This window comes from Paenibacillus sp. MER TA 81-3 (genome assembly GCF_023713585.1).
Lineage (GTDB): Bacteria > Bacillota > Bacilli > Paenibacillales > Paenibacillaceae > Paenibacillus_B > Paenibacillus_B profundus.
This window is the reverse complement of sequence record NZ_JAMAWB010000013.1, coordinates 89374-114028: the sequence shown is the minus strand read 5'-3', so window position 1 is coordinate 114028 and position 24655 is coordinate 89374. Positions and strand designations below refer to the sequence as shown.

The window sequence follows — 24655 nt, the reverse complement described above, 5'->3', positions numbered from 1 at the left end:
GCTTAAAATACTCTTGTCATCGCTTCAACACATGAAATGGCCGCCCCTTTGAGTTTCTTTCCTCTCCCCATATCGTAACTCTGCACGGTCAGCTTATTTTGATCCGCATCTTCCAGGATGTGAGAAATAAGAGACTCTTTAAACATCTTATGTTCATGGAATCTGGACGTAATGAATTGCCACCGCTTGAAAGCCAGGTGTTGGAGATGGATGCAGATGCATTCGCAGCTACTATATCCGCAGGTGATGCGGGTCATTTTTGCATGTAACAAAAGCGCGAAATATTTTTCTGAGAGGAGCATTACAAAATGAAAGTAGTATCAAAAGTAGCAATTGCAACACTAAGCAGATTTTGTTATTGGGTTCTTGTATTATAAATACAAACAACTGAATAACGGACTGGAATTTCTCCCTTTTGGGAAAGGCCTTGAATACTCTACCCATGCAGTCTGAAAAATGGTTGATTCCATGAATTTTGCTGTAGAGGCAGCGCCAAGTAAGCCTGTAAGCAGTACGTTGACACAAAGTTACCCTCAACAGATTAATTTAGACCCTACTAAAAAGGGTAACTTTGTGTAAATAAACTCAATAAGGATAACTTTGTGTCACTGATGTTGATTGATACATACAATATCTAAAACTGGAAGTACCAGTACCTCTGTAGAGATGCTGGTGCTTTTTTGTTTTTTGCGTGCCCAGAGGCACGCATTATCTAGCTGGTGAAAGTACAACCAAGAGAGGGACCAAGCCACTCTTGTAGCTAGGATGCTTGCGTATTGCGAAATCTGTACGTAAAAGCGCATCGACGAAAGTACCTGTCAGAGGACAATAACATATATTCATTGGATTGCGCATTTTTCAATAAAATATGTAACTTCAAACAATAAATAAATTATAAATTGACGCACAAGTGCGGATAGTGTATATATTATATATATACGGTAGTCACTTTATTAACGGAAGCGAGGTGATGGAACATGAAAATAATAATATCCAACGCATCGAGCGATCCGATTTACATACAGATTATGAACCAGATTAGACAGAGCATCCTGAGCGGTGAATTGCAAGCAGGAGACAGTCTCCCTTCCATTAGGCAGCTGGCCAAGGATTTACAAGTCAGTGTCATCACAACCAAGCGTGTATATGAAGAATTGGAGAAAGAGAAGCTGATCGACTCCGTTGTAGGCAAGGGTTCTTTCGTATCAGGGGCCAATAAAGACTTCATTCGGGAGCAGCGTATGAAACAACTAGAAGAAAAAATGATAGAGATCATTCGTGAAAGCAAGGAATTAAATATGAATCAACAAGATGTAATTGATCATATAAAACTATTGTTCGAGGAGGAGCACACACCATGAATGCAATCGAAATACGTAATTTAACGAAAACATACCCTGAATTTACAGTAGATCAGGTATCTATGGATGTGAAGCAGGGCTACATTACCGGTCTGATTGGCCCCAATGGCGTTGGGAAAAGCACCTTGATTAAGATGATGCTTGGCATGATTCGTCCTGACTCAGGGAGCATAAAGATACTAGGTTGCGAGATGCCTGCACAAGAAGTAGAAATCAAGCAGCGCATCGGCATCGTGTCGGATGATTGCTTCTATTATGAACACATTACGATTCGTGACATGAAGAAGATGATCGCACCTTTCTATAAGAAATGGAACGAACAGAAATTTAACAGCTATCTGGAACAGTTCGAGTTGTCCCCGAAGAAGAAAATTGAACAATTATCCAAGGGGATGAAGGTCAAGTTCTCCCTTGCAGTTGCATTATCGCATGAGGCAGAGCTTCTCATCATGGATGAGCCAACCTCTGGACTTGATCCTGTGTTCCGTAGGGAGATGCTCGATCTGCTTGCGGAGATGATGCAGAACGAGAGAAATTCGATTATTTTCTCGACTCATATCACGACAGATTTGGATCGTATTGCGGACTATATTACGTTCATCAATCGGGGAAAGCTCGTATTCAGTGAAGTGAAAGATACGATATTCGAGAGATACGCTATTGTAAAAGGCGACTCAGATCTGCTTGATGCAGATATTCGAAATAAGTTTATCGGGATTCGTGAAACCACTGTTGGTTTTGAAGGTCTAGTGGATAATCGGCAGGATGCCGAGCATTTGTTCGGGAATTATGCAATTCTAGATAAGCCAACCTTAGAAGACATCATGTATTTCACTGCCAAGGGAGGACGCATACATGCTTAACTTGCTTCGGAAAGACTTTATCGTTTTAAAAAGCTCAATATGGATGAGTCTCATGTTTCTTACTGTATTCAGTGCCTTCTTTATACCAAAGCATTCATCGTCTATACACCTTGTGGGCATCTATACCGCTTTCGCCACACTTAGTCTCTGTACGACGGTCGATATCAAAAACCATAACCACAATTTTCTGGTTACGCTGCCGACTTGCCGTAAGCATATCGTTAAAGCGAAATACATAACGGCCATTATTATTACCCTTGTCAGTGTCCTTGCATCTTATGGCATTCACATGTTCGCTACATTCGCATTCCCAGCGCTTAATAAGCCAGCATATTCAGGTATGGACATACTGGGTCCAGCAGCCATCGTGCTAGCCCTGATTTCCTTTTATTTGCCGCTCTTTTATTCGCTTAGTAAGAAAGGAACTTCCATTATCAATGGTGTGCTCTACATCATACTAATTGCAATGGCGCAGCCTACGGCTATGTTTATGAATATGATCAACGAGAACGGATCAAATAGTAACCTAACAGTATATCTTATTCTGATCGGGATCATGTTGTTGTTCATTGCTTCCTACTTTATAGCTGCAGTTCTGTTTACTAGAAAGGATCTTTAGAGAGCGCTTAATCTCTTTTGTAGAAAATAAAACGACTCCTGTAAGGAATGAAGGGACTACGATGTGATGCACTTGAGAGAAAATCAAAATATGAAATGGATACGTTTATTGCTCGCCGGATGGTCAACATTAGTCGCTGCTCTGTTTCTAGCTTCATCTTCCGGTGATGTTACTGTTCAGTTGTTCGGATCATCGAAGCATGCTCAATATTTGGTTAAGGGTCTTGTAATGAGCGGGCTGGTGGTTCCTATTATTTTGTATTTATATCAGCATCTCTATCGGATGACTGGCATAAAACCGAAGACGCCGATATATTCCTGGAAAAGGGGATATCACTTTTTTACTGGGGTTCTCTTGGCAATTGCACTGGGTGCAATGGGCTTCATTATAGCCAGTTCTCAAGGTTGGATTGTCATTGAAAAATGGCATGCCCCCGATCAGTGGTTCGCTGCGCTGCTCATCAATGTTGTGTTTGCAGTTTTGTATGAAGCTTTGCCAGAGGAGCTAGGATTGAGAGGGTTTCTGTATGATGTGTTACGTCATCGATTCCCAGCTTGGTTATCCGTATTACTTCAAACATTGCTATTTGTAGCCGTCACGACAGCGGTTGCCCTAATTCAAGCGTTCGTTGGACTTGCACCCGGAGTATCGCTTGACATCTCTTATATCGTAATCATTTTTTGTTTTGGAGTAGGCTTGCAGTTACTCCGTTTATGGACCGGAAGTCTCTGGGCATCGATTGGTTATCACCTTACATACTTAGAAATTATGAGGTTTGCCATCCTCCCGCATGTATATGGCGTACCGCCAATCATAACCTACCAAGACTCAGTGCACGGACTCAGCTTTCTATTCGCTATCGCCATGATGCAAATCGGGGGCATTATCGTATCGCTCGTTATATTAGGCACAAAACGTTTGATACAGAAAAGGAAAATGATTCGGACCGATACTCATTCATAAATACATTGAACATTATCAACAATAGCCTGAAGTAAAAATAAAGTGAAGTATATAAAGGGCTCAATCCAAAACATAGTGCTTGAATAATAGAAAAACATCTGAACATTCCGTAAGATGGTTGTGCGACCAATCCAACTGTGAGGAATGACAGATGCACAATCAGTATACCGATTTTTTACTCCGACTGCCAGATGTAAAAACAAAACAAGTCTTGGAAATCAATGAAAGCACCCTCCATATCGAAGTAACTCCCATCGCTGTGAGACAAGCCTGTCCATGTTGCCAATTAACGGAGCACGTCATCAGTAAAGGACAGAATCGGGTTCGCCGAATTCGTCATCTGGGAGTTGGAGGGCAAAGAATCTATCTTCTCGTTCCTGCCATCCGACTGTTCTGAAAGTCCTGTGATTGCGGGTTCGTCTGGAATTATTCCTTTGTTGATCCAGGGAAGCGATATACGAAAGCCTTTGAACAGCAAGCACTTCAGACGGCACGTGTGGCTACGGTCAAACAAAGCGCAGAGCTTCATTTCCTGCCAAACAGCACCCTTCATCACAAGCATGAGCAGTGGCTAGCCATCGAAAGTAAACGCCTGCAAAAGCAAGGATGGAAAGAAGCTGCTTCTATGTCCAAGCTTGTTCTGGGGATTGACGACTTTGCCATTCGAAAAGGACACACCTACAATACGGGCATTCATAACTTACGCGGCGAAACGCTACTGGACATTTTGCCTGGTCGAAAGCTGGATGAACTACGGATCTATGCAAAGCAGAGTCCTGCTTTTTTAGCGCTGCGTCCCGTGGCTGTTGTGATGGATTTAGCTCCGTATTACCACACTTGGATTCGAGAATGTTTTCCTGAAGCCATCCGTGTAGCTGACCGTTTTCATGTGCAGCGGTATGTCGTAGAGGCGGTTCAATCGATTCGCAAATCGATCACCCCTACCCTAGCTCCACAAGCGAAAGCACATCTTAAGGCAAAGCATCGCCTTCTGAATCCTCGTGTGGAATCCTTGTCTGTTGATAAGCAGGAGGAACTACGAGACATACTGGGATATTCCGCTTTGCTGAAGCAAGCTCACGCTTGGAAAGAAAGTTTCAGTCGATGGTACGATTGCTCACCAAATGTACATACCGCCAAGCAATGGCTGCATCACTGGCTCGTTCAGGGCAAACAAATTCAACATCCGGCGATTATGCTTTGTTTGAAAACCATTAAAAATTGGAAAACCGAGATCCTGAATTACCATCGTTGTCACGGGACGAACGCTGCGGTTGAGGGGCGAAACAACCGAATAAAAGCTTTTCAGCGTAGGCACTATTTTACTCGAAACCGCGAACGTTACGTGCAAGGTCTTCTCGTAGAATGCAACTACGCGCATTATGGTTAAAATTGAATCAAGCACTAACTTTGGGATTGAGCCGGAATTAAACAAGGTAACCATCGCTGCGATTGAATTTACTTTTTCTTGGGTGAGTATTCTCTCTGTCATTGCCGCCGTATTCGTCATTGTCGGTTCGGCCATGTTATATTCTAGCGCAAAGGTAAAGAAGGAAAACATTATTGATGCGTTGAAACAAGAGAATATATAAATTAGCGGCTAAGATGGTGTCTTATAGTTCAAACAACAGATATCTTATTCAGCAGCTTTAGACATTGCAGTAAACACAAGTTTAAGTACCCCTTCGTATATACGTACGGTAGCCCTCGTATTGGAGACCCGCGCTTTGCTAACGTTTACGAGGGACGGATTATTCTATCAGCATGTGAAGACGAAATATCCGGTCTCCTTTCAGTTGAATAGTTTGGCTATTCGTAATCATGAGATTGTCTGTTATTTTAAGAATCTGAGCCAAAAGAATCCTAATTACGCTAGCTTACTGTGCGAGAATAACCCTGGTTTTTGTCCGGATACGAGTTTGTGTGTGCCGTTCAAAGGAGTTTGCAGTGAAGGTTAGAAAAAGCCGAGAAACGTACAATGTAATATCATTTGCACATGTAAAAAGGATGCGCCTCAACATCATGAAGGGCATCCTTTTCGAATGGAATCCATATTATTTATCAGTTTATTTAGGAAGTTTCTTGAGAAATTGCTCGATCGCGTCCATATAAGCCGGTATCGTAATTTGTCGGGGAGCGAAGAGACTAATGAGCGTTGCACGTAGATTCGAGTTCACCGTTTGCTTGCTGAGCATCGAGTGATCAGCATCAGGGAAGACAGCAACGGTCAGCAGCTCAGGCTTTATAATATCTCGATATACCCGCTCGGTATCCCTCACATCGACATGGATATCTTCTTCGCCCAGCATCAAGAGGACAGGTGAGTTGAAATGACGAAGATCATCCGTAGCGTCTGACATTAGATTTTTACCGGCGAATATCCATCTGTCTCTCGACATCAGACTATTTTCACGAGCGATTTTGACATACTCTTCATAGGGGGTATGTTTCTCTAAAAGCTCTCGCACTTGTCGGTTATAGGCCAGTTTGTCCTGTATTTCCGCTTCCGATTTTCCATCAGCTTGCATTTCACTGCGTGTATTGTATTGACCTTGTCTGATCCAGTTAATCGCAGGGGATAGAACAAGGCTGAAAGCGAGCGGCTCCTTCTTGGCAAGCTTCGGAATGACCCAGCCCGCCTGGCTCGCTCCCCACACCCCGATCTGCTTCTCATCAATCATCGGCTGCTCTTTTGCCCATGCAATCGCCTGACGGGCTTCTTCCACACGGTCATCTATACTCTGATGCTCCCAGTTGCCTTCCGAACCGTTAATGCCTCTTTTGTTCAGAGACAAGGAAGCATAACCAAGGGAAGCCAGCCGCTCCCATAGCGGCTTATAGCCATCATTGTGGGAAGCGTCAATGGGGCCGTCCCCATGTATGAACAACACGAGCCCCAGCTTGTTCGTGTAGTTTTTAGGCAGTACTAAGGTGCCTGTCAATTTACCTTGAGGCGAGGGAATTTCAACCGATTGCTCAACCATGTCAAAGTTGTGTTGATTCAAAATATATAGTCCAGCACCGCCCAATATCAAAACGATCATGATCAAGGAAATCGTTATTTTCTTTTTCATCTTGCTTTCTCCTTATAAAAAGCTCTCTATGATTTCAATTTTCGAGTCATATAATTCCATTTTCCTTCACTGAAGAAGAAGTGGCGCAGAATACTATATTCTTGAGTATGAGTAGAGAAGGATAACTGCTCATACAACTGTTTTGCCCGTGGGTTCGTACCTGCGACGTGCAAGCTTAATATACTCAAGCTTGATTCTGCTATGGCAAACTGCTGCGCCCATTCCAATAGCAAACTTCCAACTCCCTTGCTTCGATGATCGGGGTGGACAGCCACGTCAGCAATATAACATTCCTTCGCCACTGGCTTATGTTCTAATAAGGATAACCCTATGAACAGTTTAAGAAAGTTCCATTTCCCAATGTGATTAAAATTCTTCCACGCTGGAAGCTTGCTCTTTTCTTGCTGAACATCTGAATTCGCATTCCATTTGATCGATAAAGTTCCGATCACTTCTCCCGCTTGCAGCGCGACAATCCTCAAGCTAGCGGGTTCAGCAGGGAAGTGATCCAACAGCTTCTCGAAAAAAAGAGCAAGCTTCTCTTCACTCAAGTTCGTAAGGTGCTGGAACTTCCCGCGAAACCCGTGAACGAGCAATCGGCCAACTTGGGCATTGTACTTGACCTGCATCGGTTCAATCGTTATCCGCGCCGTAGTCATGATTATGGCCTCCTTCGGATTTCACAACCGCTCTATTAACATTTGCAGCTCGTAGTGAAGCTTGTTGTTGCTGAACAGAGACAAATACGATTTCTCAATGAGGATTAGAGGTCCCAATACAACATAAGATTGCGCAGCAGCATAGTCATAGAACTGTTCAACGACTTGATCAAGCTCATCCACTTCTTGAATGATGCACAGCAGCGAAAGGTAATCCCCCTCCGGCAAAGAAAAATCGCCAGGTTCTTGCGTTTCCAGACACAAGGTGTTTAGGCTTGAACCATCATCGATGTAGTGGATATCCATTTCGAATAAGTTCAGAATATGCTTCGGCTGCTCAACCAATTGTTTGGCAGTAAGCTTTGTCTGGGGATACATCTCGATCCACCGTGTGAAATATGAAGTGTCTCGCCGCTTGATTTGATACGAGCTGGTCGATTTCATTACGTTTTGCTGTTCATGCAACACTTTTTGGATAAACTGTTGGAGCTCCATAAGACGCTGCACTTCCGCTTCTATATCTCGCAGGGAAGAATGAAGCAGTTGTCGGTATTGATCTTCAGAATAAGAAGTCATACATTCCTTAATGGATGAAACCGGCACCTCCAGCTTGCGAAGCAACAGAATTTGCGCCAGCTGGTATACTTGCTCTACCTCGTACATTCGATACTGGTTGTTATCTGTGTAGCTGGGTTGAAGAACGCCTTTCTCTTCAAAATATCGGATTTGATGAACAGACACGTTCATCAGCTTCGCTAATTCACTAATCGTAATTTCACTTTTCATCACGTTCACTCCTATGGGGGAAACTTGGAATATCTCAACGATACACCTTAGGTCAGACCTAAGGTCAAGTGCTTGCTGAAAAATAATTTTATAAAACAGGAAATAGTGTGTCTTTTGATCTAATGACCGAACCAGCATTTATAGGGAACAAAGGCTTAACCAAGTAGGACCGAGGTATCTTTCCCCAAATACTAGTGGGCTGTAAGGTTGATTGCTAACTTCCTCACCCCGTATACTAACCATAATCAGGAATGGAATCCCTTCCTTCTACTTGATCTATCAATGGAACATAGGACTCCAATTTCCTGATTTTTTTCACCTGTACGATTACAATGACGGGATTGTCCCTAATGAATTGCGATAAGGAGAGTGTACATATGGATAAACAGTCGTACGCAAGATATTTAATCCAGCTCATGGATGAAGAAGTAGAAGCCGATGAAGTTATTGATGCAGATTCACTCTATGGATATTTTCAAATGTATATGCCTAGCGGTAAAGGGGTAGAGGCTACCTTTGAGCCGCTTCAAGATGGAGAGGCCTATTTGCAGCGTATTGAACAGATGTATGACATCCTCGATCCCGCGGATTTTGGCGGAGACACGGTGCCAGCCTATTTTAATAGTAAAACTGCAGATGTGCCTCCAGATGTACTGAAAGGACATGGCGAACAGCTTATAAAAGGGCTGAAGGAGTTGATGGACGAGTGTGAAGAATTGGAAGGTGCGGCAGATGCAGCGTCATACCTGTCTGGAATTAAAGAAGTTCAACTCCTGCCGCATGGGAAGATAAACACCATCCGCCAATCTCGCGATCCTGATGTGTATGAAGCGCTGTTCGAAGTTATCAATGAGCATACGGACGATGATGAACCGATTGAAGTTCTGGATGAGGCTTATTACTCGATTGCCTGCAATTACTGGATCTCTTATTATTTGCAGTGGCACCGTTACGGACTAAAGGTTGATCCGTTAGCACCGTACTTCGAGCTGTACAGACTCGGTTATTCCGCAGTCTTCTACGAACACAAGCTATATATTGGCTCGTAAACGGAAGTTGTCTCGATCTTACGCAGGGCATCTTAGCCACCGCTTGGAACGCGGCTCGTAGTGACAACAGAATCGCTGATCTGCTCCTCGATACGGATGGAGCGGTTCGTCTAACGTTGACGGTGCAAGAACAGGAGACCATTGATGAGATTTTATATGAGGAATCTCTCAGCAGGATGAGCAAGAAGATTCGTCTCTTAGACTCGCCGGTTCTGCTGCATGCAGTCGTGAACAGCTACAACTGGGACAATGGGCCAGAACCGATGCTGTCTATCTTCGAGAATCCGGCCACCCCCAAGATAACGCTGATGGACATGTATGAGCTGATGGAAGGGGAATACTGGCTGGAAAAAGATGATTCGGATCTCCAGAAATCAGCAGAGGGAATGCGTTGGAAGGCGAGCTTGGATTAGAACTTATCGTAAAGAGGCTAGCTCTCATGTTGAAGTGTAATATGGGCAGCAACGTAGAAGGTGAAAGCATTTTCACTTTAGTCAGGAGGAGACACCGTTGAATCACGCTGTAGAAGCTTTTTTGAATGATGTGTGGAAAGAAGTTACTTCGATTTACGCAAAAGAAAGCAAAAGGATCAAGGAGTTTAAGGAACATAGCAGATTGCAGGCTGGAGTCATGGATTATCTTCGAGTCGCATGGAGAAAAGGCAAGTTTACATGGGCAAATGGCAGCATACGTATCGATATTCACGAGCCATACTCTTGGTCTGACAGCTCCTATAAAGTTGAAGCGGGTTCATATCTTACAGAGTTGACCAATGAGCTTCTAATTGAGGAATTCTTTCCTGCCTTGTGCGAACGAGTAGAGCGACTGTTCCGCTCTGAGGAGCTGGGAGTTTATTTCTTTGATTACAAGTTTAAAGTTGTATTGGAGTTTGAATGGGAGCATTCGCTATTATCGCTTAACCAACAGGTCATAAATAAGCCAAAGTTGAGTCAACTAAAACAGACACTGGAGCAATTTATTCAAACAAAGGTTTTATCTGAGCCGCCAGTGGTGCCAGCTGAAAAAGATTACTTCTTTTTTGCCAGCCATTTGGTCAATCCTGATCTCATGAAGCAGAACGCAGGAGAGATCGATCCTTTGATCCGCCGCCTCTCCGATAAGCTGACTACGAACCAAGAGCGCAAATCCTATTGGATCGGCCGATATACTTGGGCCTTCAAAAGTTGGGCGGAGGATCATTTTCTACCGCAGCATTTTAACCAAACCGATGATTATAGTGATAAGTGGGTGTTGAAGGAGGAAGCGAGTCATCCCTCTGAAGATGCTGAAGAAATGGAATTCTTTCTTTATGCATCCGTACAGATTGGCTTCAACGAGCCGGATACTCGGCTGAAGTATCTGGAGCTGGCGGTGCAATTGGGTTCAAAGAGAGCAGCAGATTATTTGAAAATAGGCAGCGGAAAATTTGCGAGTACCTATCAGGGAGAGCGAGTAGAGGCCCGCAACAATGATGTGACGCAGACGATCGACATCCGGATTCTCTCTGAGGAGGAGGCAGCATACGGAGAAGCGCTCGATTATATCATCGATCTTTTGCGTAAAGGCTTTCCCAAAGGCTACACTTTAAAGCTGAAAAGCAGTCAAAAGCATGTGCTTCCGTATAAAAAGCTGGCGAAGTCCAAGCTGCATCGTTTTTTTGCCAATGCACTCAGCTATCCGGCGTTGTTCACAAAGGTTGCAGAATATGCGGATACGGCAATGGAGGAGTTCGCATGGTACAGCGATGTGGAGCCAAGCGAGAAATCGGCTATGCCGGGCACTTATGCCGTACTAGGACTCGGCTTATACAGCGAGGATTATTTCTCCTTGGTATGCCGATATATGGGAATGGTGGATACGGAGCACCAGATGGTGCAGGACGGCTACCCGCAGGCATTTATCGAGGCGCATGGCGTAAAGGCAGAGCATATGCAGGTGATCGTATCCATGTTGCTGGCAGGCATTGACGAGGGGACTAAGGTGAAAAATCTGACCATCGACCGCCCTGAGCTTGCCGAGGCGCTTATCGAGGCGTTGCAAGACAAAGAGAGCTACCAATGTGAGATGGTCGTGTGCCGAGTCTTTGGAAGCGTGAAGAAGCTGGAGGGAGCGGCACGAAAAGCAGAAGCTCCGCTAAAAGAAAGACTGGAGCAGCTGCTGGCGCTCTCGCTCTGTTAATGCTTTTGAAATCATCTATGGTGAACGGATAAATAATCAGGATGGCAGCGACATTGTGCGTATAATGATGTTCTGATTTATGAAGGCTTACATATAAAGGGGGAAACAAAATGGATAAGACTGATATCTGCGATATTTGGTTCGATTTTGCCATCGCTTTTGTGGATAAGAAGAATGATTCAGGCTGGAACGCTTTGACTCCGGAGGAACAAGAGATTGTTGCCTTGTGGCTGCTGGAAGCTGATCTCTATAACGGCGGGTTTATACAGTTTTTTTGCAATTGGGGAGAAGCGGCATATCTCCATGCGGTTCGGGCGTTACAAGCGATCGGAGCGGTTCATGCACTCGAAATCATACAGTCCGGATATGCCTGTATCGAACGTTTGTCAGGAGACAAGCGCCTTACACAGCTATGGGATATTCCGAAGTTCCTTACTGAGGAAGAGATCGAACGGCTGGATAAATTGGATGAGCAATTTTGGGAAGACGAGGATCGTATCGCGGAAATAGCACATCAATATTACGTAGAGCAGTTGGGAATACACACTCCGTAAAAGGGTGACTTAGTGACAAGAACAGCTGCGTAATAATCGAAACATAGGGATACAAGAGAACGAAAAAGAAGTAGAGCCCGCGTCCGTCGAACGTGGGCTCTGTCTATGCTTAATCTGACCAGCCTTCAGACTTCTCTTAGCTGCTGAACCAATTCCTCAATCGACTGATCCGTAAACCGAAGGTGTCCATTAACCTGTATGATACGCCCTTCCTTCTTGCGGCGATCCAGCCAATCTGTAATAAAGGATGGGCCGTAACCGCCTTGACCGAACTCACCGCCGAAGGCGATCATTTTCTCATAAATACCTAGGTACTGCTCACGACTGGTCTCTGGATATGACTTTGTATACAACCAAAACTGCACATCATACATCAGATACGATAATTCATCCGCATGAAAAGAGAAATGACCTTTTTCTTCGACAATCTGTGTACAGATGCGGCGGATTATTTGCTCAATCTGCTCCATTTCGATTACGTTAGCACATAGCTCCTCCAGCAACGGAGAAAAGTTGCCGTGAGCTACCTTGTGAAGATCTGCTAACTTATCCTCCTCGGAAGTATCATATTCTTCTTCGCTCACCAGACCGCTAATAAATGCTTCGAAATTTTCGGCCAGGAACGTAATTTCATAATCGTCCTCCTGATCAACATGAATCACTTCCGGTTCGCCATCTCTTCCGCAAGCTCGGTAGTCCAGCATGACGACGTCATGGCCTGCTGAAGGACAATCGCAGATCACGACGCCAATGTCAGGATATCCCCAATCCTCAATCATAAACTGACTGCCGAGATCCCCGCAGAGCGAATAGCTTTTTTCACGGCCGATACCCAAAATTCCCGTAATAGCAATATGGTCCTCAGCCCAGGAAGTGGCGTCCTCCGTTGGAAAGCAGGTGTTATTGGGAATTCCGCCATTGCGGTGCTTCATCAGTGCGATATAAGAGGAGGGGAGCTTGTATCCCAGTTCTTCCTCGATCGAGGCGATCAGCTCATCCGTAGGAGAATCGGACTGATAGGATTTTCTCGCATACTCGCTATCGTCCCAAAAATCGTCAAGCGACATATCCGAAAAAGGCGCATCCGCTGCTGATCCGTTAGCTTTCAAGGCTGCTTCTTGCTTGGCAGCAATCCGGCGCTCTTGTCTTTGCTGTTTTTCTGCTTTTTGCACACTTAATCTCATTAAGAATTCGATATTCGGATCGCCAGGTTCTAGTTTGTCAGCGGTACGTAGTGCCTGTGCTGCATCCTCAAAGCGTCTTACATGATAGAAAGCAAAACCTACCCGATAGTGCCACAGCGGATCGTGTTGGCCCGCTTCAGCTATATTGTCAAATTGATGGAGCGCTTCCTCATAAAGCCCCAAGTTATTATAAGCTCTGGCCAGTCTACTGACCGTCTCATAGTCCCGTTCCTCCTCGGGAATGGCTAACAGCGAGTCCACGATCCGTTGATGCTCGTCTTCTTCATGCCATTGGTTCAATTGTTCCATATGTAAGTAGTTCATCGTAGCCTCCACTATTATATTTCTATAAAATTTACTTCGTCTTACATCGACGTCACCCAAGCGACACCTCCGCCAGCGATCGTCAATAGGGCACCAGTTGAAATGATCCATCCTCCAACATGCTTGGAATCTTCTACCTTACTAAATAGTAACATCATTAAACGGCTGTGTACATTTATCAGCGAACATCCAGGAGAGAAGACAGGCAATAAATAGATATAAGAGTACTCAACATTGAAACGGTGTATGACTTAATTCACAATTATAGTATGCGGTAATGAATACTTTAAGGAATAGAGGTCTGTACATAATGACAATGCAAACAAACCAAGCAAGCGGGATGCCTTTATTTCCACAGATAATAACCGACTTTTGGCGAGAGCCATTTGGGAACGGGGACATCCTATATCACGATGAAGTCTTTACGTAGTCATCAATCCTGATCTTAGCGAAGATCGTCGGGTTGTGGTGTTGGAAACGACCTACGGGAAGGTTATGGCGGTTCTGACGCCGGCGCTTGCTGATAAGGCAGGCCTTAATGAGCAAGTAGAACTGTCTGAGGACATATTTCGGCAAAAATTAATTGATGCAGGGGTTACACTGCATGGTGCAGATTATATCTTCTATTTTACAGAAGCCGACAGGAACGTATTGCTGCAAGAAACCATAGAAGGTGACTTACGCCAATTAACAGAGCAAGATGAAGCGGTATTTTCCGAATTCCAAGACTTTGCCTCCGAACAAGACTTGGATGACGCCTATGTGGAATTGGATCACTGGGCGGTGTTCGTAATCAATCGTTTATTCGAGCCCACATCTGGCAACAAGGTGTGGGCTATTTGACGCTTATGTATAATTTTTATATATAAAATGAACTTTTCTGACCCCTGCGATCTCTTATCTATGAAAAGGGGAGTGAACATGAGAGTAAGCCATCTTGTCAAACAAGCCAAAAAAGGCAACAAAGAAGCATTATTACAGCTCATTATGGCCGATAAGGACGCTTATTATCGTCTTGCCTATACATACATGGGCAACGAGCATGATGCATTGGATGCAATGGAAGACATGATCGTCGTCCTATATGAGAAGATAGATCAATTGAAGAAGAGCGAAGCGTTCTACAGCTGGAGCAAGACGATTCTCGTCAATCGGTGCAAAACAATGATTCGCAAAAAGGAGCAATTCGTCCCATTGGAAGACGAGCAAGAACCGTCACTTGCTGCATTAGCGGACAATAATCCCTATCGTGATACCGAGTCCGAAATGGACATGCAGGTGCTGCTGTCTCATCTGAATGCGCAGCAGCGGGAAGCGATCGAGCTTCGCTATGTTCATGATCTTCCGTATCAGACCATTGCGGATATGACCGGTGCGCCGCTTGGTACCATCAAATCGAGAATCTCACAGGGCATACAAAAACTAAAAGTGATGATCGGAGGTGATCGTTATGACAACGATCGAGGAGAAGTTACAGGAGCATAAAGAAACCTTGAATCAAATCCAGGCTCCGTCAGACTTCGAGGGCAGACTTCGAGATGCACTTCAACATGTTCCTGACAAAAAAAGAAACCGAAATAAAGTCCGGGCATGGATTGCATCTGTTGCTGCAGCACTCATTCTAATGATTGGCGTATATGAGTATCCGGCCTTGGCTTATTATGGACTCAAGTTGTTTGGCGGCGTCAGCTTGAACTCTCTCAGCTTTACCGAAATGATGGAGCAGGGACTCGGACAAAAGGTAAACAAAAGCACAACGTTCAAAGACGGCACTGTTCTAACCATTAATGGCGTGATTGCGGACGATAATGTTTTTCGCATGTATTACACAATTGACCGACCTGCAGGCACTGAATATACGTACGATGATTTTGTACGTTACGACCTTGTGCGAGTGCAAGGGTTCTTAACCGATTCGGATTACTTAGGTGGGAGCGGAGGTCCCGGCAAAAACAAAAGCCAGTTCGTGGGAAGTGGTGATTTCGAGCCGGTTAGTCCATTTTCTCGAACATTAACCCTCACATTCAATGAATGGCTGAATGGGGAGAAAATATCCTATCCACTCTCCTTCGAGTTTGAAGCGAACAAAGCGATGAAGAGTATTATTAGAGAGGATATTTCCGAATCCATCGCTGTTGATAGAGGGTCGATTCACTACGACTACATTACAGCTTCGCCAACCTCGACCATCATAAAGGGGCATTATGAATTAGAGAAATACCCGAGATTTTCTGGCCAGACCAAGCTTTATGTAAATGGAACAGAAGTTGAAGCCAGAGGTAGGAAGGGAAGTAGTCCAGACTTTCAGCTAGAATTTGATGCGTTCCCAACAGACAAAATTCAGCATATTGAGCTTGAACTCGTCAATTTTGAAGGATATCACACAATTCAAGACCCCATCTCGCTTGCATCACCATCCGATCGTTCCATTAAAATAGGTGATGAAAAGTTTTGGATTCGAAGCGTTAAACAAACGGCTGTAGGTTATGATGTCGTCATTGCGAGAAGACAGTTTACTCTCTTGGATAAAGACTTATCCATACAAGCCGGCGGCAAAGCAATTCCCGTATCATCGACCTCTAACGTGCGACCTTGGGATTTGAAGAACGGCAACATTCTGTGGGAGCAGACGTATTCGTTTAACACGACAGAAAAACCAGAATTTTTACTGGTAGACGGATACAAATATATTAAAACCTATAAGAAGAGAATATCGATTCCTGTAGATAACAAAAAATAAAATCATGCGCTTGTTATAACAGCTTATCGCCTTATGTTACACAACACAAAAACCAGCTAATGTTTGTCAAGCCCTAATGTCTTGGCTTGACGGTGAGATGCTGATATAATTTTCTATGCATACCTAATAACCTCCATTGGCGTGGAGGTTATTGGTTAATTATGGTTTATGTTTGGTAGGGCTGGCCCTTTCTCAAGATGGCGTAAATGTGATGCACTAGCTTGTTGGCGCAAGCAATCACCGTCACCTTGTAGGGTTTGCCCTCTTGTCTTTTCTTATCGTAATATCCCTTTAGCTTCGGGTTCGTGCCACGTCTTAATCCACATTGGACTGCCAGATGTAACGCTCGACGTAGCGTTTGGAGCCTTGCTTTGTTATCCGGTTGCTTGTGGCCACAAATTGCCCGGAACTATACACACCCGGATCTAACCCCGCAAACGCTACGAGTTGCTTGGGATCATCAAATTGCTGAGCATCTCCAATTTCTGATCCAATAGTTGCCGCCATCTTATCGCCTACGCCCGGAATAAATGATCGGGCTTGCGCGACAGCATCACATCCATGACATGTGCCAAGATAGAGGAGCACATGAAGCAGTCGGTCATATTGGATAAGCTTAAAAAAGGGGATGCGAATAAGCTGAAGAAGCTGTACGTCCTTGGCACCGAACAAGTTGAGGACTTCATACTGTATACGGCTAACTCCAACGTCAAAGCAAATATTGCAAAACGAATCGACGCACAAACGGTCAAATTCAAAGACTATCGCCCCGATGAATATGCTCTTCTCGAAAAACGCGTACTAAAGGTGCAATTTTCCTATATTCTGTTTGCGGTCTCAACGGATGCTGCGCAGATCGAACGGGCATTTGACGAGGCATTCAAATAAATCAAAGCCTTTCAGCGACCCGTCAAAAATAATGTGGTTATATGTACATTCAGAGGGGGTCATAATTGAGTTCAAGCAGGAAACAGGCTGAAACTTAATTGCAGATGTTCGCTCAGCTCCCATCGGAGGGCAACTCCAGTCCCTGGCTTGAGAAATCGGTTTGCGGACAGATAAAGCGATGCCGCAATTCCTTGGCCGGCACGCCTTCCGATATGCTGCTCTGGCAGTCCGGGTTCTTACCAAGGTCAACAGGCGAATGGTTGTCGTAGAGATACATCTCAACAAATTCATTAATGCAGCTATTATTTAATGATATAAATCAAATAAATCATGCTGCAATCACTGAAATATGGGATGGTAAAATTAACTCGATCCTGTATAATTGAGAATGTTTATTAATTACTAAATTTTACAGAATATGGTGATAGAGATGCATACAAAAGAGGATATTGTTGTCATCGGGGGCTACGGCCATGTAGGGAGGACCATTTGCGTGAGACTGGGAGAGCGTTATCCTGGCAAGGTGTATGCAGCCAGACGAAGCCGCGAACGGGCCGAGTGCTTCTGCCATTCCACCGGAGGAAGAATCAGGCCGCTGGAAATCGATATCCGGAAACCGATACCTTCTGCCATGCTTAACAGCTTGAAGCTCGTTATCATGTGTCTGGATCAGACCGATACGGGCTTTGTCCGCGAGTGCTCCCGCGCTGGCACGCACTATATCGATGTGTCGGCCAATGGCTCCTTTCTCCGCCAAGTGGAAAAATGCCGGGAAGGGGCGACGGCGTTGTTAAGCGTGGGGTTGGCTCCCGGCCTGACCAATCTCCTGGCGCTGGGGGCACATCGGCTGTTGGGCGAGACGGATCAGATCGATCTCGCGATAATGCTTGAGCTCGGTGATGCCCATGGGGAGGCGGCTATCGAATGGACGGCAGACAATATGGGCGCCCGCTTCGACATCACGCAGAACGGGAGGCAAGTGGAGGCACTGAGCTTCACGGACAGCAAAACGTTCGATTTCGGCGCTGACATCGGCAACCGCCTGGCCTACCGCTTCCCGTTCTCCGACCAGCAGACCCTTTCGCGATCATTGGACGTTCCTTCCGTAGCGACGCGCTTCTGCCTTGATTCCCCCCTGGTCACCGGACTGCTGGCCGGAGCCCGAAGGACGGGGGCCGTCCGGCTGCTCCAAGCGGGCTGGCTGCGTAAGCGGATAATCCACAGCCTCGGGGCGCTTCGCTTCGGCGGGGACCGGTTCGCCGTCAAGGCGGAAGCTCGGGGAAGAAGCAAAGAGGGGAAGCCTGCACTAGCGGAATACTTCCTCCAGGGCAGGGATCAATCAGCCGTGACGGCACAAGTCGTGGCTGCGGCCGCCGCGATGCTGATTGATTCGCACAGCCCGGCCGGGGTCTATCATCTTGAGCAGTTGACCGATGTGGCAACCATGCTGAAGGAACTGGGGCCGTACATCATGTTCGATACCCGGCAATCTGCTCTTCCGCTGAAGGGGAGGGAAGTCTGTTGAGCGCTTCCGCACACGACAAGCCCGGAACAGCTGACAACCAGCGGGCATGGATGATGACGGCTATTTGCCTCAGCGCTTTCTTGTCTCACTTTACCGCCGGGGTGGTGAACGTTTCACTTCCCCGGTTCATCACCGTGTTCCAGTCGGATATCGGGACAGTGCAATGGATGACGACGGGGTATCTGCTCGCCATTACGTCGCTTCTTCCCTTGATGGGCAAGTTAGGCGATCGTTGGGGGCATCGCCGCATTCATAACTGTGGTATTGCCCTGTTCACGATTAGCTCTGTCCTGGTCGCGCTCTCGCCGAATCTCACAATCCTCCTTTTGATGCGGATTGTGCAAGCGACAAGCGCGGCGATGTTCCAGGCGACGAATATGGCGATCATCACGTTTCATATGCCGGGCGCGCACAGAGGGCGGGCTCTCGGGTTCGTGAGCACCGCCGTTGCCCTGGGCGGCATGGCTGGACCGGTTGCGGGCAGCTTCACCGCGGCCTGGCTGAGCTGGCAGTGGGCGTTCCTGATTCATGTGCCCGTGGCGGTCGTCGCAACCGGGCTGGCGGTGCGCTTTATCCCTGCTGATCAGAAGGAGGAAACGAGGAAAGCCTCATTGGACGTGGTCGGAGCCATCTTGTTCCTGGGCAGCATCGGCACAGGAATCTACGTCATTGTGAACGGAGGCGCCTTAGGGTGGGGCTCTCCGAGTATGTTTCTACTGTACGCTGTCTTGCTAATCGTCTGGCCGTTGAGCTGGCTGTGGCAGTCCCGGCAGGAGGATCCTTTTCTGCCGCTCGCGGCATTCCGTATTCCGGCCATGGCCTGCGGCCTGATGATCAGCTGCGCATCGTTCCTGATGGCCAATATCGCGTTGGTTCTCATGCCTTTCTATATCTCCGAGACCACTGCGGTATCCGCGGCGGATACAGGCTATGTCATGCTGGCGTATCCGCTCCTCTTGGCCGTGATCGGTCCCGTCGCGGGTCATTTATCGGATCATATAGGCTCACGGCGCTTGATGTGTCTTGGGCTGTGCGCCATGGCAGGCGGGTTCATGCTGTTCTCCGGGGCATTCGGCGGGCTGCCGCTGTGGGGAATCATTTGCACGCTGGCATTGATCGGTTCGGGGATGGGTTTGATCGCCTCGCCGAATAACAGCTTTATTATGAGCTATGCCGTGAAGGAAGACGCAGGCTCGATCGGGAGCATGATTGCATTGACGCGTAACGTGGGCTTGGTGCTCGGCGCCGCGCTGGGATTGGGGCTTATGGACGACGGCGATCCCGCCAAACCGTTGGAGGCGTATCTGCACATCTTTGGTTTCGGCGCCTGGATCGGCGCTGCCAGCCTGCTGCCGCTCGGATACAGCTGGTACGCAGGGAGAAGGATGATGAAGCGACGACATGGCATCAGTACAGAGAAATGACGGCAGGCCCCTGTCCTGCGCCGTGGTGCCGTTCGCTCTTGAAAATCACGGTATGGCAGGGGAAGTCCAATATAGAATACAGGCAAAGCATGAAAAGCAAAGACCAAAGGCATGAGCGCCACGGAACGCATGCACAGAGAGAGGGCTCACGGGCTGGAAGGCTCCTCTTGCGGGTGGTTGCTTTGCCCTTTGCATCGGCTGGCGTTCGAAATAGGGTGGTACCGGGACGCATTCGTCCTTTCGGGGACGGATACGTTTTTGCGTAGCTGCCGCTGTTTACGCTCTAGGCAAAGGAAAAATAGGGATATGTGTCGGGATACTCAGATTGAGTCTTGCAAATGGTAACCTCTTTACAGGTAGAAGCAAAAGAAAAAACAGAGCAAATCAAACATGCAAATCATGCAGCTTACAGAGAGTTCGCTCAACTTGAGAAAAAGTTTGATGCTCGACTGAGCGTCTATGCGATCGATACGGGTGCAAACCAGACAGTAACTTATCGTCCTAATGAAAGGTTTGCATATGCATCTACCTCCAAAGCTCTGGCTGCAGGAGCTATGCTGCAGAAAACTCAATTGATCAACTCTCGAAGATTCACAAGCATGCAGCGATTGGCGACAGATTATTTTTCGGGCGATGGGAGATTACGCATTACGAGAATAGCGGGATGGCGTTCAGTCACTTTCAAGGCTGCGCGTGGATATTCGGGCTGATCGGGTCTGTCACTCCCATTGAAGATTTTTACTCCATCTTTATACATTCCTTAGAAGTTCCTGTTACGATGTCTCTGCAGATAAGAAAGCAACGATAGTGGACTTCGAAGGAGGAGAATATTCAACATGCAAGCAACACAACGATTAACAGGAGTGATGGCTCTGGGTCTGGCATTTATGCTCATTCTATCCCCAGTCAACGCATCGGCGGCACCGCAGAAGAACGCCGGATTGAAAGAGAATGTACGGGAGATTACATCGCTAACCTCATCGGACTACAAGGATTTGGCGTTCTTGAAGCCGATCTTGAAGGATAAGACGGTTGTCAGCCTCGGCGAGAACTTCCACCGTGTCGCGGAATACAGCAGCATGAAGACGAGACTGATCAAATATTTGCATGAAGAGCTGGATTTTGACGTGATCGCGTTTGAATCAGGACTTGGGGACGCCTTCATGACGAACGAGAATGCCGGCACATGGACCTCGGTAGAGATGATGCAGCGTTCGATTTTCCCGATCTGGCATTCCAAGGAGACGCTGAATCTATTCGATTACATCAAGAAGCAGCAGGGAACCAAAGATCCGCTGTATCTTGCAGGTTATGACATGCAATTCACTTCGGGATACCTAACGCAGTTCATTGCCGGTTGGATTGCCAAGGTGGACAAGGATCAAGGCGAGCAGTATTTCAACTTCGAAATGCAAGCGATGACGGATTTCTATAAAGTGCTCAACCAATACGGCATGGACGACAGCCATCCGGAGGCGAAGGCGGAGATCAGAAAGGTCAAGGAAGCGTACGAACCGGAATATAAGGCATTGATCCAGTTCATCCAAGAGCACAAGAAAGAACTCGCTGCGGCTTACCCAGCCAACCCGCATATGGTGGATATTGCGGTCAAAACGCTCGAAGATCGGGTCAAGTTCATGGAGATGGGGACGTACGATACGAAAGAAAGCTATGAATTCCGCGACCGGATCATGGCCGATAACGTCGAGTGGTTAATGAAAGTGATGTACCCCGGAAAAAAAGTGATTTTATGGGCGCATAATGATCATCTGGCGAAAAATACATCCAAAATTCAGACGAAAGAGCAAAGAAAATGGATTGGCAGCTTCACCAGCATGGGCGAACTGCTCCATAAGAAGCTGAAGAATAAGGCCTATGTGGTCGGTTTGTATATGAACAGCGGCAAGGCGAGCACCATTACGACGCAGAAGAGCTTCGATATCAAGCCGATGCCGAAGGGAAGTCTGGAGGAGGTGATGATGCGAAGCGGTTATAAGATTGCCTTTGCCGATCTATCGAAGCACAAGTCCCCGAACCAGAACAACGCATGGATGTTCAAGCCGATCTATGCAGCCGAGGATGGCATGACGTCCGAGATCATCGTGCCGATGTCGATGCGCTTCGTTCCGAAAGAACAGTTCGACGGCATCATCGTCTTCGATAAAGTGAAGGAACCAACAACGAAATTCTAATCCGGTTCCATTGGAGAATCGATCGCTCCCCCTGTCGTGAACACCAAGTGTGTTGCTGCAGGGGGATTTTTGGCGCGTAAGCAGGTACCATTCGAATTCAAGGTCTCGACGTTGGCGGCGACGATTATATCGTGAAGCCGTTCAGCATTCATGAGCTCAAAGCAAGAATCAAGGCGCATCTGCACCGGGAGCAGTGCAGCCATCTCGATCACCAGCCGAAGCTGCTGCATCAAGGGGATCTAACGCTGGATCTGTACAGCCTGCAGCTATTTATCGAAACCTTCCGATTCCGCTGACGAGTCGGGAATTCGAGCTGTTCGGCTGCTCTTCTTGCACCCGAATCAATTATTCTCACGCGAGCAAATTGAGCCAGATCGAGACATAGAACGTGTTAGTCAGCGTCTTATCGTCATTACCGCTATGTCCGTCGCCGCTTGGGATATTTCCATTGCAATCAGGTTATCCGGGTATGTTGGATTGGCTGCCTTAATATTAGCCGCTCTTTTTTCTGGAGCTTTTATTGATCTCGATTCCAGACGTGTAGATATGGCGACCGAAGGCAGGAATCCATGAATCGAAGGTTCAAATTATCCACTTTTTTCTTACTGGTCGGTTTGCCGAATCTTCTTACGTGTATCATCCTCTACTTCGGTTCGAAATGGTTTTGAGCAATGACGTAATTAGGCATACGTTTTCTCGTGTTCATCTCTACCTGTCCCGAATACAACTGGTAAACCACACCACGATCAATCTCCACATATCGAAAATCGGACATTGACCGGTCTTTTATTTATTAATTGGGGTAGTAAGCAATGGGGAAGATGCTGAATAAAAGAGTGGCATCTGCGGGAAGAAATTCAGTAGATTACAGACAAGGAACTGAATTAAAGCCGGATTGCGAAGCTATATACATGATTTTATTGGTTATGACGGTAAAAGAAAGCAAAGTCTTCTGCGGAAGACTTTGCTTTCTTTGCTTAGACGTATTTGTCGTCCTATTTCTCAAAATCATAAGTACCGCTAAACAGATTGTCGTCGTGGAAAGCGATGATTAGCATATCATAATGCTCGCTCGTTAGAATCTTTTTTAAGCTGAATTCCGTGTAATATCGATTGTCGAGAACGGTTAGTTTGGTGAAATGTTGAGCTAAATACGGCGTAATGGGATTCATGAAGGAATCTTTAAGCAGCAGGACATTTAATTTATTATTAGCGTTTGAATTCTCATAAGTGATTTTTCTTCTGTCGCCGCCATAGATGGTGCCATAAGAATAAGTGCTCCGACCTTTTTTGAAACCATAAAATTCATTAAAGTTCTTTATGGTTTGTTGGCCGTCTTTATTAATAACTTCAAAATTTTTAAAGGTGAACGGCGTACGAGGTTCGTAAATAATCGTTCTATCTGATTTTTTGGGATTTAAGGCATAATTGATTTGAGTATTATAACTGCCTTCGAAGTTGCCGGTCGTTAATTGAGAAACATGGATATCACTTAAAGACATCGGCTTGTCTTCGAATTTGGTCGACATCTTAGAGATTTGAGTAATCATTTCCTGATAAGCTGTAAAAGCGCCTTTGATATTCCAATGATGGTCGGTTTCCAAGTAAAGCTCTTCTAACTGTGCTTTAGTAAAGGTATCGAACTTATCACCAATATTAATGACGTTAATATGTTTATCGAGTTTAGATAAGAAGTAATTTTTCGATTTGGCATACGCGTCGGTTTGCAGATATTTCGGGTATAAATGCATCAATGATTTGGTTCTTGACGGGTTAAAGACGAAAAACGTTTCTGTTTCTTGATCTTGGGCAAATTTAACCGCATCGTTTAATTTGGCAGTCGAAGCATCGATATTATGGGTATGCAGAACTTTGTCGGTATTTGGAAATATCCACTTATTATTAGTCACCAAAAGCTTGGACACGATCCGTGAATCTTTTACTATTGTTCCATCTTCGGGTTTATGTGGATTATTAGCGTTGACCATGTTCTCGAACAACATGGCGTTAAACATCCCAGAGTTTTGCTGTTTCTGGTAGATTCTAACCATTTCGTCACGCAACACGATGTGGTCATTTACATACTGATTCATGTCTTCGAAAAAGCTACGATTTGAAATGGCTTCGATACTGAAGTAGGGCAACTTGCTTAACGCTCTATTTTCACTAGTGGAAATGTCCTGATCCGGTAAAATGATGCTAGCAATTCCGAAGCCGAAAATAATAGTTAAAAAGGTGACCATATAAACGATTGAAATAGATTTATTCACTT

Annotated in this window: 23 protein-coding genes and 5 pseudogenes; 21 read left to right on the top strand and 7 right to left on the bottom strand. The window is 45.9% G+C overall.

Annotated features, from left to right (window positions below; genetic code table 11):
- Positions 1-2: 2 nt before the first annotated feature.
- Positions 3-146 carry a hypothetical protein gene (locus M3650_RS19420; RefSeq protein ID WP_251577013.1) on the bottom strand — a complete coding sequence of 48 codons (144 nt, stop codon included), beginning with the start codon at positions 144-146 and terminating at the stop codon, positions 3-5.
- Between the two features lie 831 nt (positions 147-977).
- Between M3650_RS19420 and M3650_RS19415 the strand changes: the two genes are divergently transcribed.
- The 7 genes and pseudogenes from M3650_RS19415 to M3650_RS19380 form a co-directional block, all read left to right on the top strand.
- Positions 978-1361 (top strand): GntR family transcriptional regulator, encoded by a 384-nt coding sequence (locus tag M3650_RS19415; protein ID WP_251577012.1) that lies wholly within the window; start codon positions 978-980, stop codon positions 1359-1361.
- A complete protein-coding gene (locus M3650_RS19410; protein ID WP_251577011.1) occupies positions 1358-2224 on the top strand; it encodes an ABC transporter ATP-binding protein in 867 nt (288 codons plus the stop codon). Before M3650_RS19415 ends, M3650_RS19410 begins: the two co-directional genes overlap by 4 nt.
- On the top strand, positions 2217-2843 hold the full coding sequence (locus M3650_RS19405; RefSeq protein WP_251577010.1) for an ABC-2 transporter permease: 627 nt from the start codon (positions 2217-2219) through the stop codon (positions 2841-2843). The genes M3650_RS19410 and M3650_RS19405 overlap by 8 nt, the downstream gene beginning before the upstream one ends.
- Before the next feature lie 90 nt (positions 2844-2933).
- Positions 2934-3806, top strand: coding sequence for a CPBP family intramembrane glutamic endopeptidase (locus M3650_RS19400; protein ID WP_251577009.1), 873 nt, complete (start codon positions 2934-2936; stop codon positions 3804-3806).
- Between the two features lie 151 nt (positions 3807-3957).
- Positions 3958-5196: pseudogene (locus M3650_RS19390) on the top strand (ISL3 family transposase).
- Complete coding sequence (locus M3650_RS19385) at positions 5189-5398, top strand: hypothetical protein (protein WP_251577065.1); 210 nt, start codon at positions 5189-5191, stop codon at positions 5396-5398. Before M3650_RS19390 ends, M3650_RS19385 begins: the two are co-directional and overlap by 8 nt.
- A gap of 51 nt (positions 5399-5449) precedes the next feature.
- Positions 5450-5764, top strand: a pseudogene (locus M3650_RS19380) (lipase family protein); the annotation flags it as partial.
- 108 nt (positions 5765-5872) lie between these two features.
- On the opposite strand, the gene M3650_RS19375 reads toward M3650_RS19380, so the two are convergent.
- The 3 genes from M3650_RS19375 to M3650_RS19365 are packed head-to-tail and all read right to left on the bottom strand — an operon-like array spanning position 5873 to position 8325.
- Entirely contained in the window at positions 5873-6880 is a 1008-nt protein-coding gene (locus M3650_RS19375) for an alpha/beta hydrolase family protein (protein ID WP_251577006.1), read from the bottom strand.
- A gap of 26 nt (positions 6881-6906) precedes the next feature.
- Positions 6907-7539 (bottom strand): GNAT family N-acetyltransferase, encoded by a 633-nt coding sequence (locus tag M3650_RS19370; RefSeq protein WP_251577005.1) that lies wholly within the window; start codon positions 7537-7539, stop codon positions 6907-6909.
- A 21-nt stretch (positions 7540-7560) separates the two neighbouring features.
- On the bottom strand, positions 7561-8325 hold the full coding sequence (locus tag M3650_RS19365) for a MerR family transcriptional regulator (RefSeq protein WP_251577004.1): 765 nt from the start codon (positions 8323-8325) through the stop codon (positions 7561-7563).
- 377 nt (positions 8326-8702) lie between these two features.
- Here M3650_RS19365 and M3650_RS19360 point away from each other — a divergent pair, with 377 nt between their 5' ends.
- From M3650_RS19360 to M3650_RS19345, 4 genes are all read left to right on the top strand, one after another.
- The gene (locus M3650_RS19360) at positions 8703-9374 is read left to right on the top strand and encodes a hypothetical protein (RefSeq protein WP_251577003.1); all 672 of its coding nucleotides are present in this window, start codon (positions 8703-8705) and stop codon (positions 9372-9374) included.
- A gap of 122 nt (positions 9375-9496) precedes the next feature.
- Entirely contained in the window at positions 9497-9787 is a 291-nt protein-coding gene (locus M3650_RS19355; protein WP_251577062.1) for a DUF4274 domain-containing protein, read from the top strand.
- A 97-nt stretch (positions 9788-9884) separates the two neighbouring features.
- Positions 9885-11552, top strand: coding sequence for a DUF6138 family protein (locus M3650_RS19350; RefSeq protein WP_251577002.1), 1668 nt, complete (start codon positions 9885-9887; stop codon positions 11550-11552).
- Positions 11553-11662: 110 nt separating this feature from the next.
- Positions 11663-12106, top strand: coding sequence for a DMP19 family protein (locus tag M3650_RS19345; protein ID WP_251577001.1), 444 nt, complete (start codon positions 11663-11665; stop codon positions 12104-12106).
- A 125-nt stretch (positions 12107-12231) separates the two neighbouring features.
- Here M3650_RS19345 and M3650_RS19340 read toward each other — a convergent pair whose 3' ends face one another.
- Entirely contained in the window at positions 12232-13614 is a 1383-nt protein-coding gene (locus tag M3650_RS19340) for an SMI1/KNR4 family protein (protein WP_251577000.1), read from the bottom strand.
- 471 nt (positions 13615-14085) lie between these two features.
- Between M3650_RS19340 and M3650_RS19335 the strand changes: the two genes are divergently transcribed.
- The 3 genes from M3650_RS19335 (at position 14086) to M3650_RS19325 (ending at position 16354) form a co-directional block, all read left to right on the top strand.
- Positions 14086-14457, top strand: coding sequence for a hypothetical protein (locus M3650_RS19335; RefSeq protein ID WP_251576999.1), 372 nt, complete (start codon positions 14086-14088; stop codon positions 14455-14457).
- A 78-nt stretch (positions 14458-14535) separates the two neighbouring features.
- Positions 14536-15099 carry a sigma-70 family RNA polymerase sigma factor gene (locus M3650_RS19330; protein WP_251576998.1) on the top strand — a complete coding sequence of 188 codons (564 nt, stop codon included), beginning with the start codon at positions 14536-14538 and terminating at the stop codon, positions 15097-15099.
- Positions 15065-16354: a DUF4179 domain-containing protein gene (locus M3650_RS19325; RefSeq protein ID WP_251576997.1), complete on the top strand. Its 1290-nt coding sequence runs from the start codon at positions 15065-15067 to the stop codon at positions 16352-16354. Before M3650_RS19330 ends, M3650_RS19325 begins: the two co-directional genes overlap by 35 nt.
- Positions 16355-16520: 166 nt before the next feature.
- On the opposite strand, the pseudogene M3650_RS19320 reads toward M3650_RS19325, so the two are convergent.
- Positions 16521-16882: pseudogene (locus tag M3650_RS19320) on the bottom strand (transposase); the annotation flags it as partial.
- Between the two features lie 60 nt (positions 16883-16942).
- Here M3650_RS19320 and M3650_RS19315 point away from each other — a divergent pair.
- The 7 genes and pseudogenes from M3650_RS19315 to M3650_RS32690 all read left to right on the top strand — a co-directional run bounded on the left by M3650_RS19315 (position 16943) and on the right by M3650_RS32690 (position 23051).
- Positions 16943-17242 (top strand): DUF4358 domain-containing protein, encoded by a 300-nt coding sequence (locus M3650_RS19315; RefSeq protein ID WP_251576996.1) that lies wholly within the window; start codon positions 16943-16945, stop codon positions 17240-17242.
- Between the two features lie 430 nt (positions 17243-17672).
- Positions 17673-18767, top strand: a complete 1095-nt coding sequence (locus tag M3650_RS19310) for a saccharopine dehydrogenase family protein (RefSeq protein ID WP_251577061.1) — start codon at positions 17673-17675, stop codon at positions 18765-18767.
- Positions 18764-20191 carry an MFS transporter gene (locus M3650_RS19305; RefSeq protein WP_251576995.1) on the top strand — a complete coding sequence of 476 codons (1428 nt, stop codon included), beginning with the start codon at positions 18764-18766 and terminating at the stop codon, positions 20189-20191. Before M3650_RS19310 ends, M3650_RS19305 begins: the two co-directional genes overlap by 4 nt.
- A 250-nt stretch (positions 20192-20441) precedes the next feature.
- Positions 20442-20783 (top strand): annotated as a pseudogene (locus M3650_RS19300) (serine hydrolase); the annotation flags it as partial.
- A 244-nt stretch (positions 20784-21027) separates the two neighbouring features.
- Positions 21028-22383 (top strand): erythromycin esterase family protein, encoded by a 1356-nt coding sequence (locus M3650_RS19295; protein ID WP_251576994.1) that lies wholly within the window; start codon positions 21028-21030, stop codon positions 22381-22383.
- Between the two features lie 131 nt (positions 22384-22514).
- Positions 22515-22679, top strand: coding sequence for a response regulator (locus tag M3650_RS32020; RefSeq protein WP_285848549.1), 165 nt, complete (start codon positions 22515-22517; stop codon positions 22677-22679).
- Between the two features lie 124 nt (positions 22680-22803).
- Positions 22804-23051 (top strand): annotated as a pseudogene (locus M3650_RS32690) (DUF5316 domain-containing protein).
- A 327-nt stretch (positions 23052-23378) separates the two neighbouring features.
- On the opposite strand, the gene M3650_RS19280 reads toward M3650_RS32690, so the two are convergent.
- Positions 23379-24653, bottom strand: coding sequence for a DHHW family protein (locus M3650_RS19280; RefSeq protein WP_251576992.1), 1275 nt, complete (start codon positions 24651-24653; stop codon positions 23379-23381).
- Positions 24654-24655: the final 2 nt, after the last annotated feature.

Bases quoted from the DNA above. Each gene is read 5' to 3' on its own strand.
- M3650_RS19405 (WP_251577010.1), top strand. From the start codon at position 2,217: ATGCTTAACTTGCTTCGGAAAGACTTTATCGTTTTAAAAAGCTCAATA.
- M3650_RS19370 (WP_251577005.1), bottom strand. From the start codon at position 7,539: ATGACTACGGCGCGGATAACGATTGAACCGATGCAGGTCAAGTACAAT.
- M3650_RS19375 (WP_251577006.1), bottom strand. From the start codon at position 6,880: ATGAAAAAGAAAATAACGATTTCCTTGATCATGATCGTTTTGATATTG.
- M3650_RS19385 (WP_251577065.1), top strand. From the start codon at position 5,189: ATGGTTAAAATTGAATCAAGCACTAACTTTGGGATTGAGCCGGAATTA.
- M3650_RS19400 (WP_251577009.1), top strand. From the start codon at position 2,934: ATGAAATGGATACGTTTATTGCTCGCCGGATGGTCAACATTAGTCGCT.
- M3650_RS19360 (WP_251577003.1), top strand. From the start codon at position 8,703: ATGGATAAACAGTCGTACGCAAGATATTTAATCCAGCTCATGGATGAA.
- M3650_RS19315 (WP_251576996.1), top strand. From the start codon at position 16,943: ATGAAGCAGTCGGTCATATTGGATAAGCTTAAAAAAGGGGATGCGAAT.
- M3650_RS19410 (WP_251577011.1), top strand. From the start codon at position 1,358: ATGAATGCAATCGAAATACGTAATTTAACGAAAACATACCCTGAATTT.
- M3650_RS19365 (WP_251577004.1), bottom strand. From the start codon at position 8,325: ATGAAAAGTGAAATTACGATTAGTGAATTAGCGAAGCTGATGAACGTG.
- M3650_RS19345 (WP_251577001.1), top strand. From the start codon at position 11,663: ATGGATAAGACTGATATCTGCGATATTTGGTTCGATTTTGCCATCGCT.
- M3650_RS19415 (WP_251577012.1), top strand. From the start codon at position 978: ATGAAAATAATAATATCCAACGCATCGAGCGATCCGATTTACATACAG.
- M3650_RS19325 (WP_251576997.1), top strand. From the start codon at position 15,065: ATGACAACGATCGAGGAGAAGTTACAGGAGCATAAAGAAACCTTGAAT.
- M3650_RS19310 (WP_251577061.1), top strand. From the start codon at position 17,673: ATGCATACAAAAGAGGATATTGTTGTCATCGGGGGCTACGGCCATGTA.
- M3650_RS19340 (WP_251577000.1), bottom strand. From the start codon at position 13,614: ATGAACTACTTACATATGGAACAATTGAACCAATGGCATGAAGAAGAC.
- M3650_RS19330 (WP_251576998.1), top strand. From the start codon at position 14,536: ATGAGAGTAAGCCATCTTGTCAAACAAGCCAAAAAAGGCAACAAAGAA.
- M3650_RS19295 (WP_251576994.1), top strand. From the start codon at position 21,028: ATGCAAGCAACACAACGATTAACAGGAGTGATGGCTCTGGGTCTGGCA.
- M3650_RS19420 (WP_251577013.1), bottom strand. From the start codon at position 146: ATGTTTAAAGAGTCTCTTATTTCTCACATCCTGGAAGATGCGGATCAA.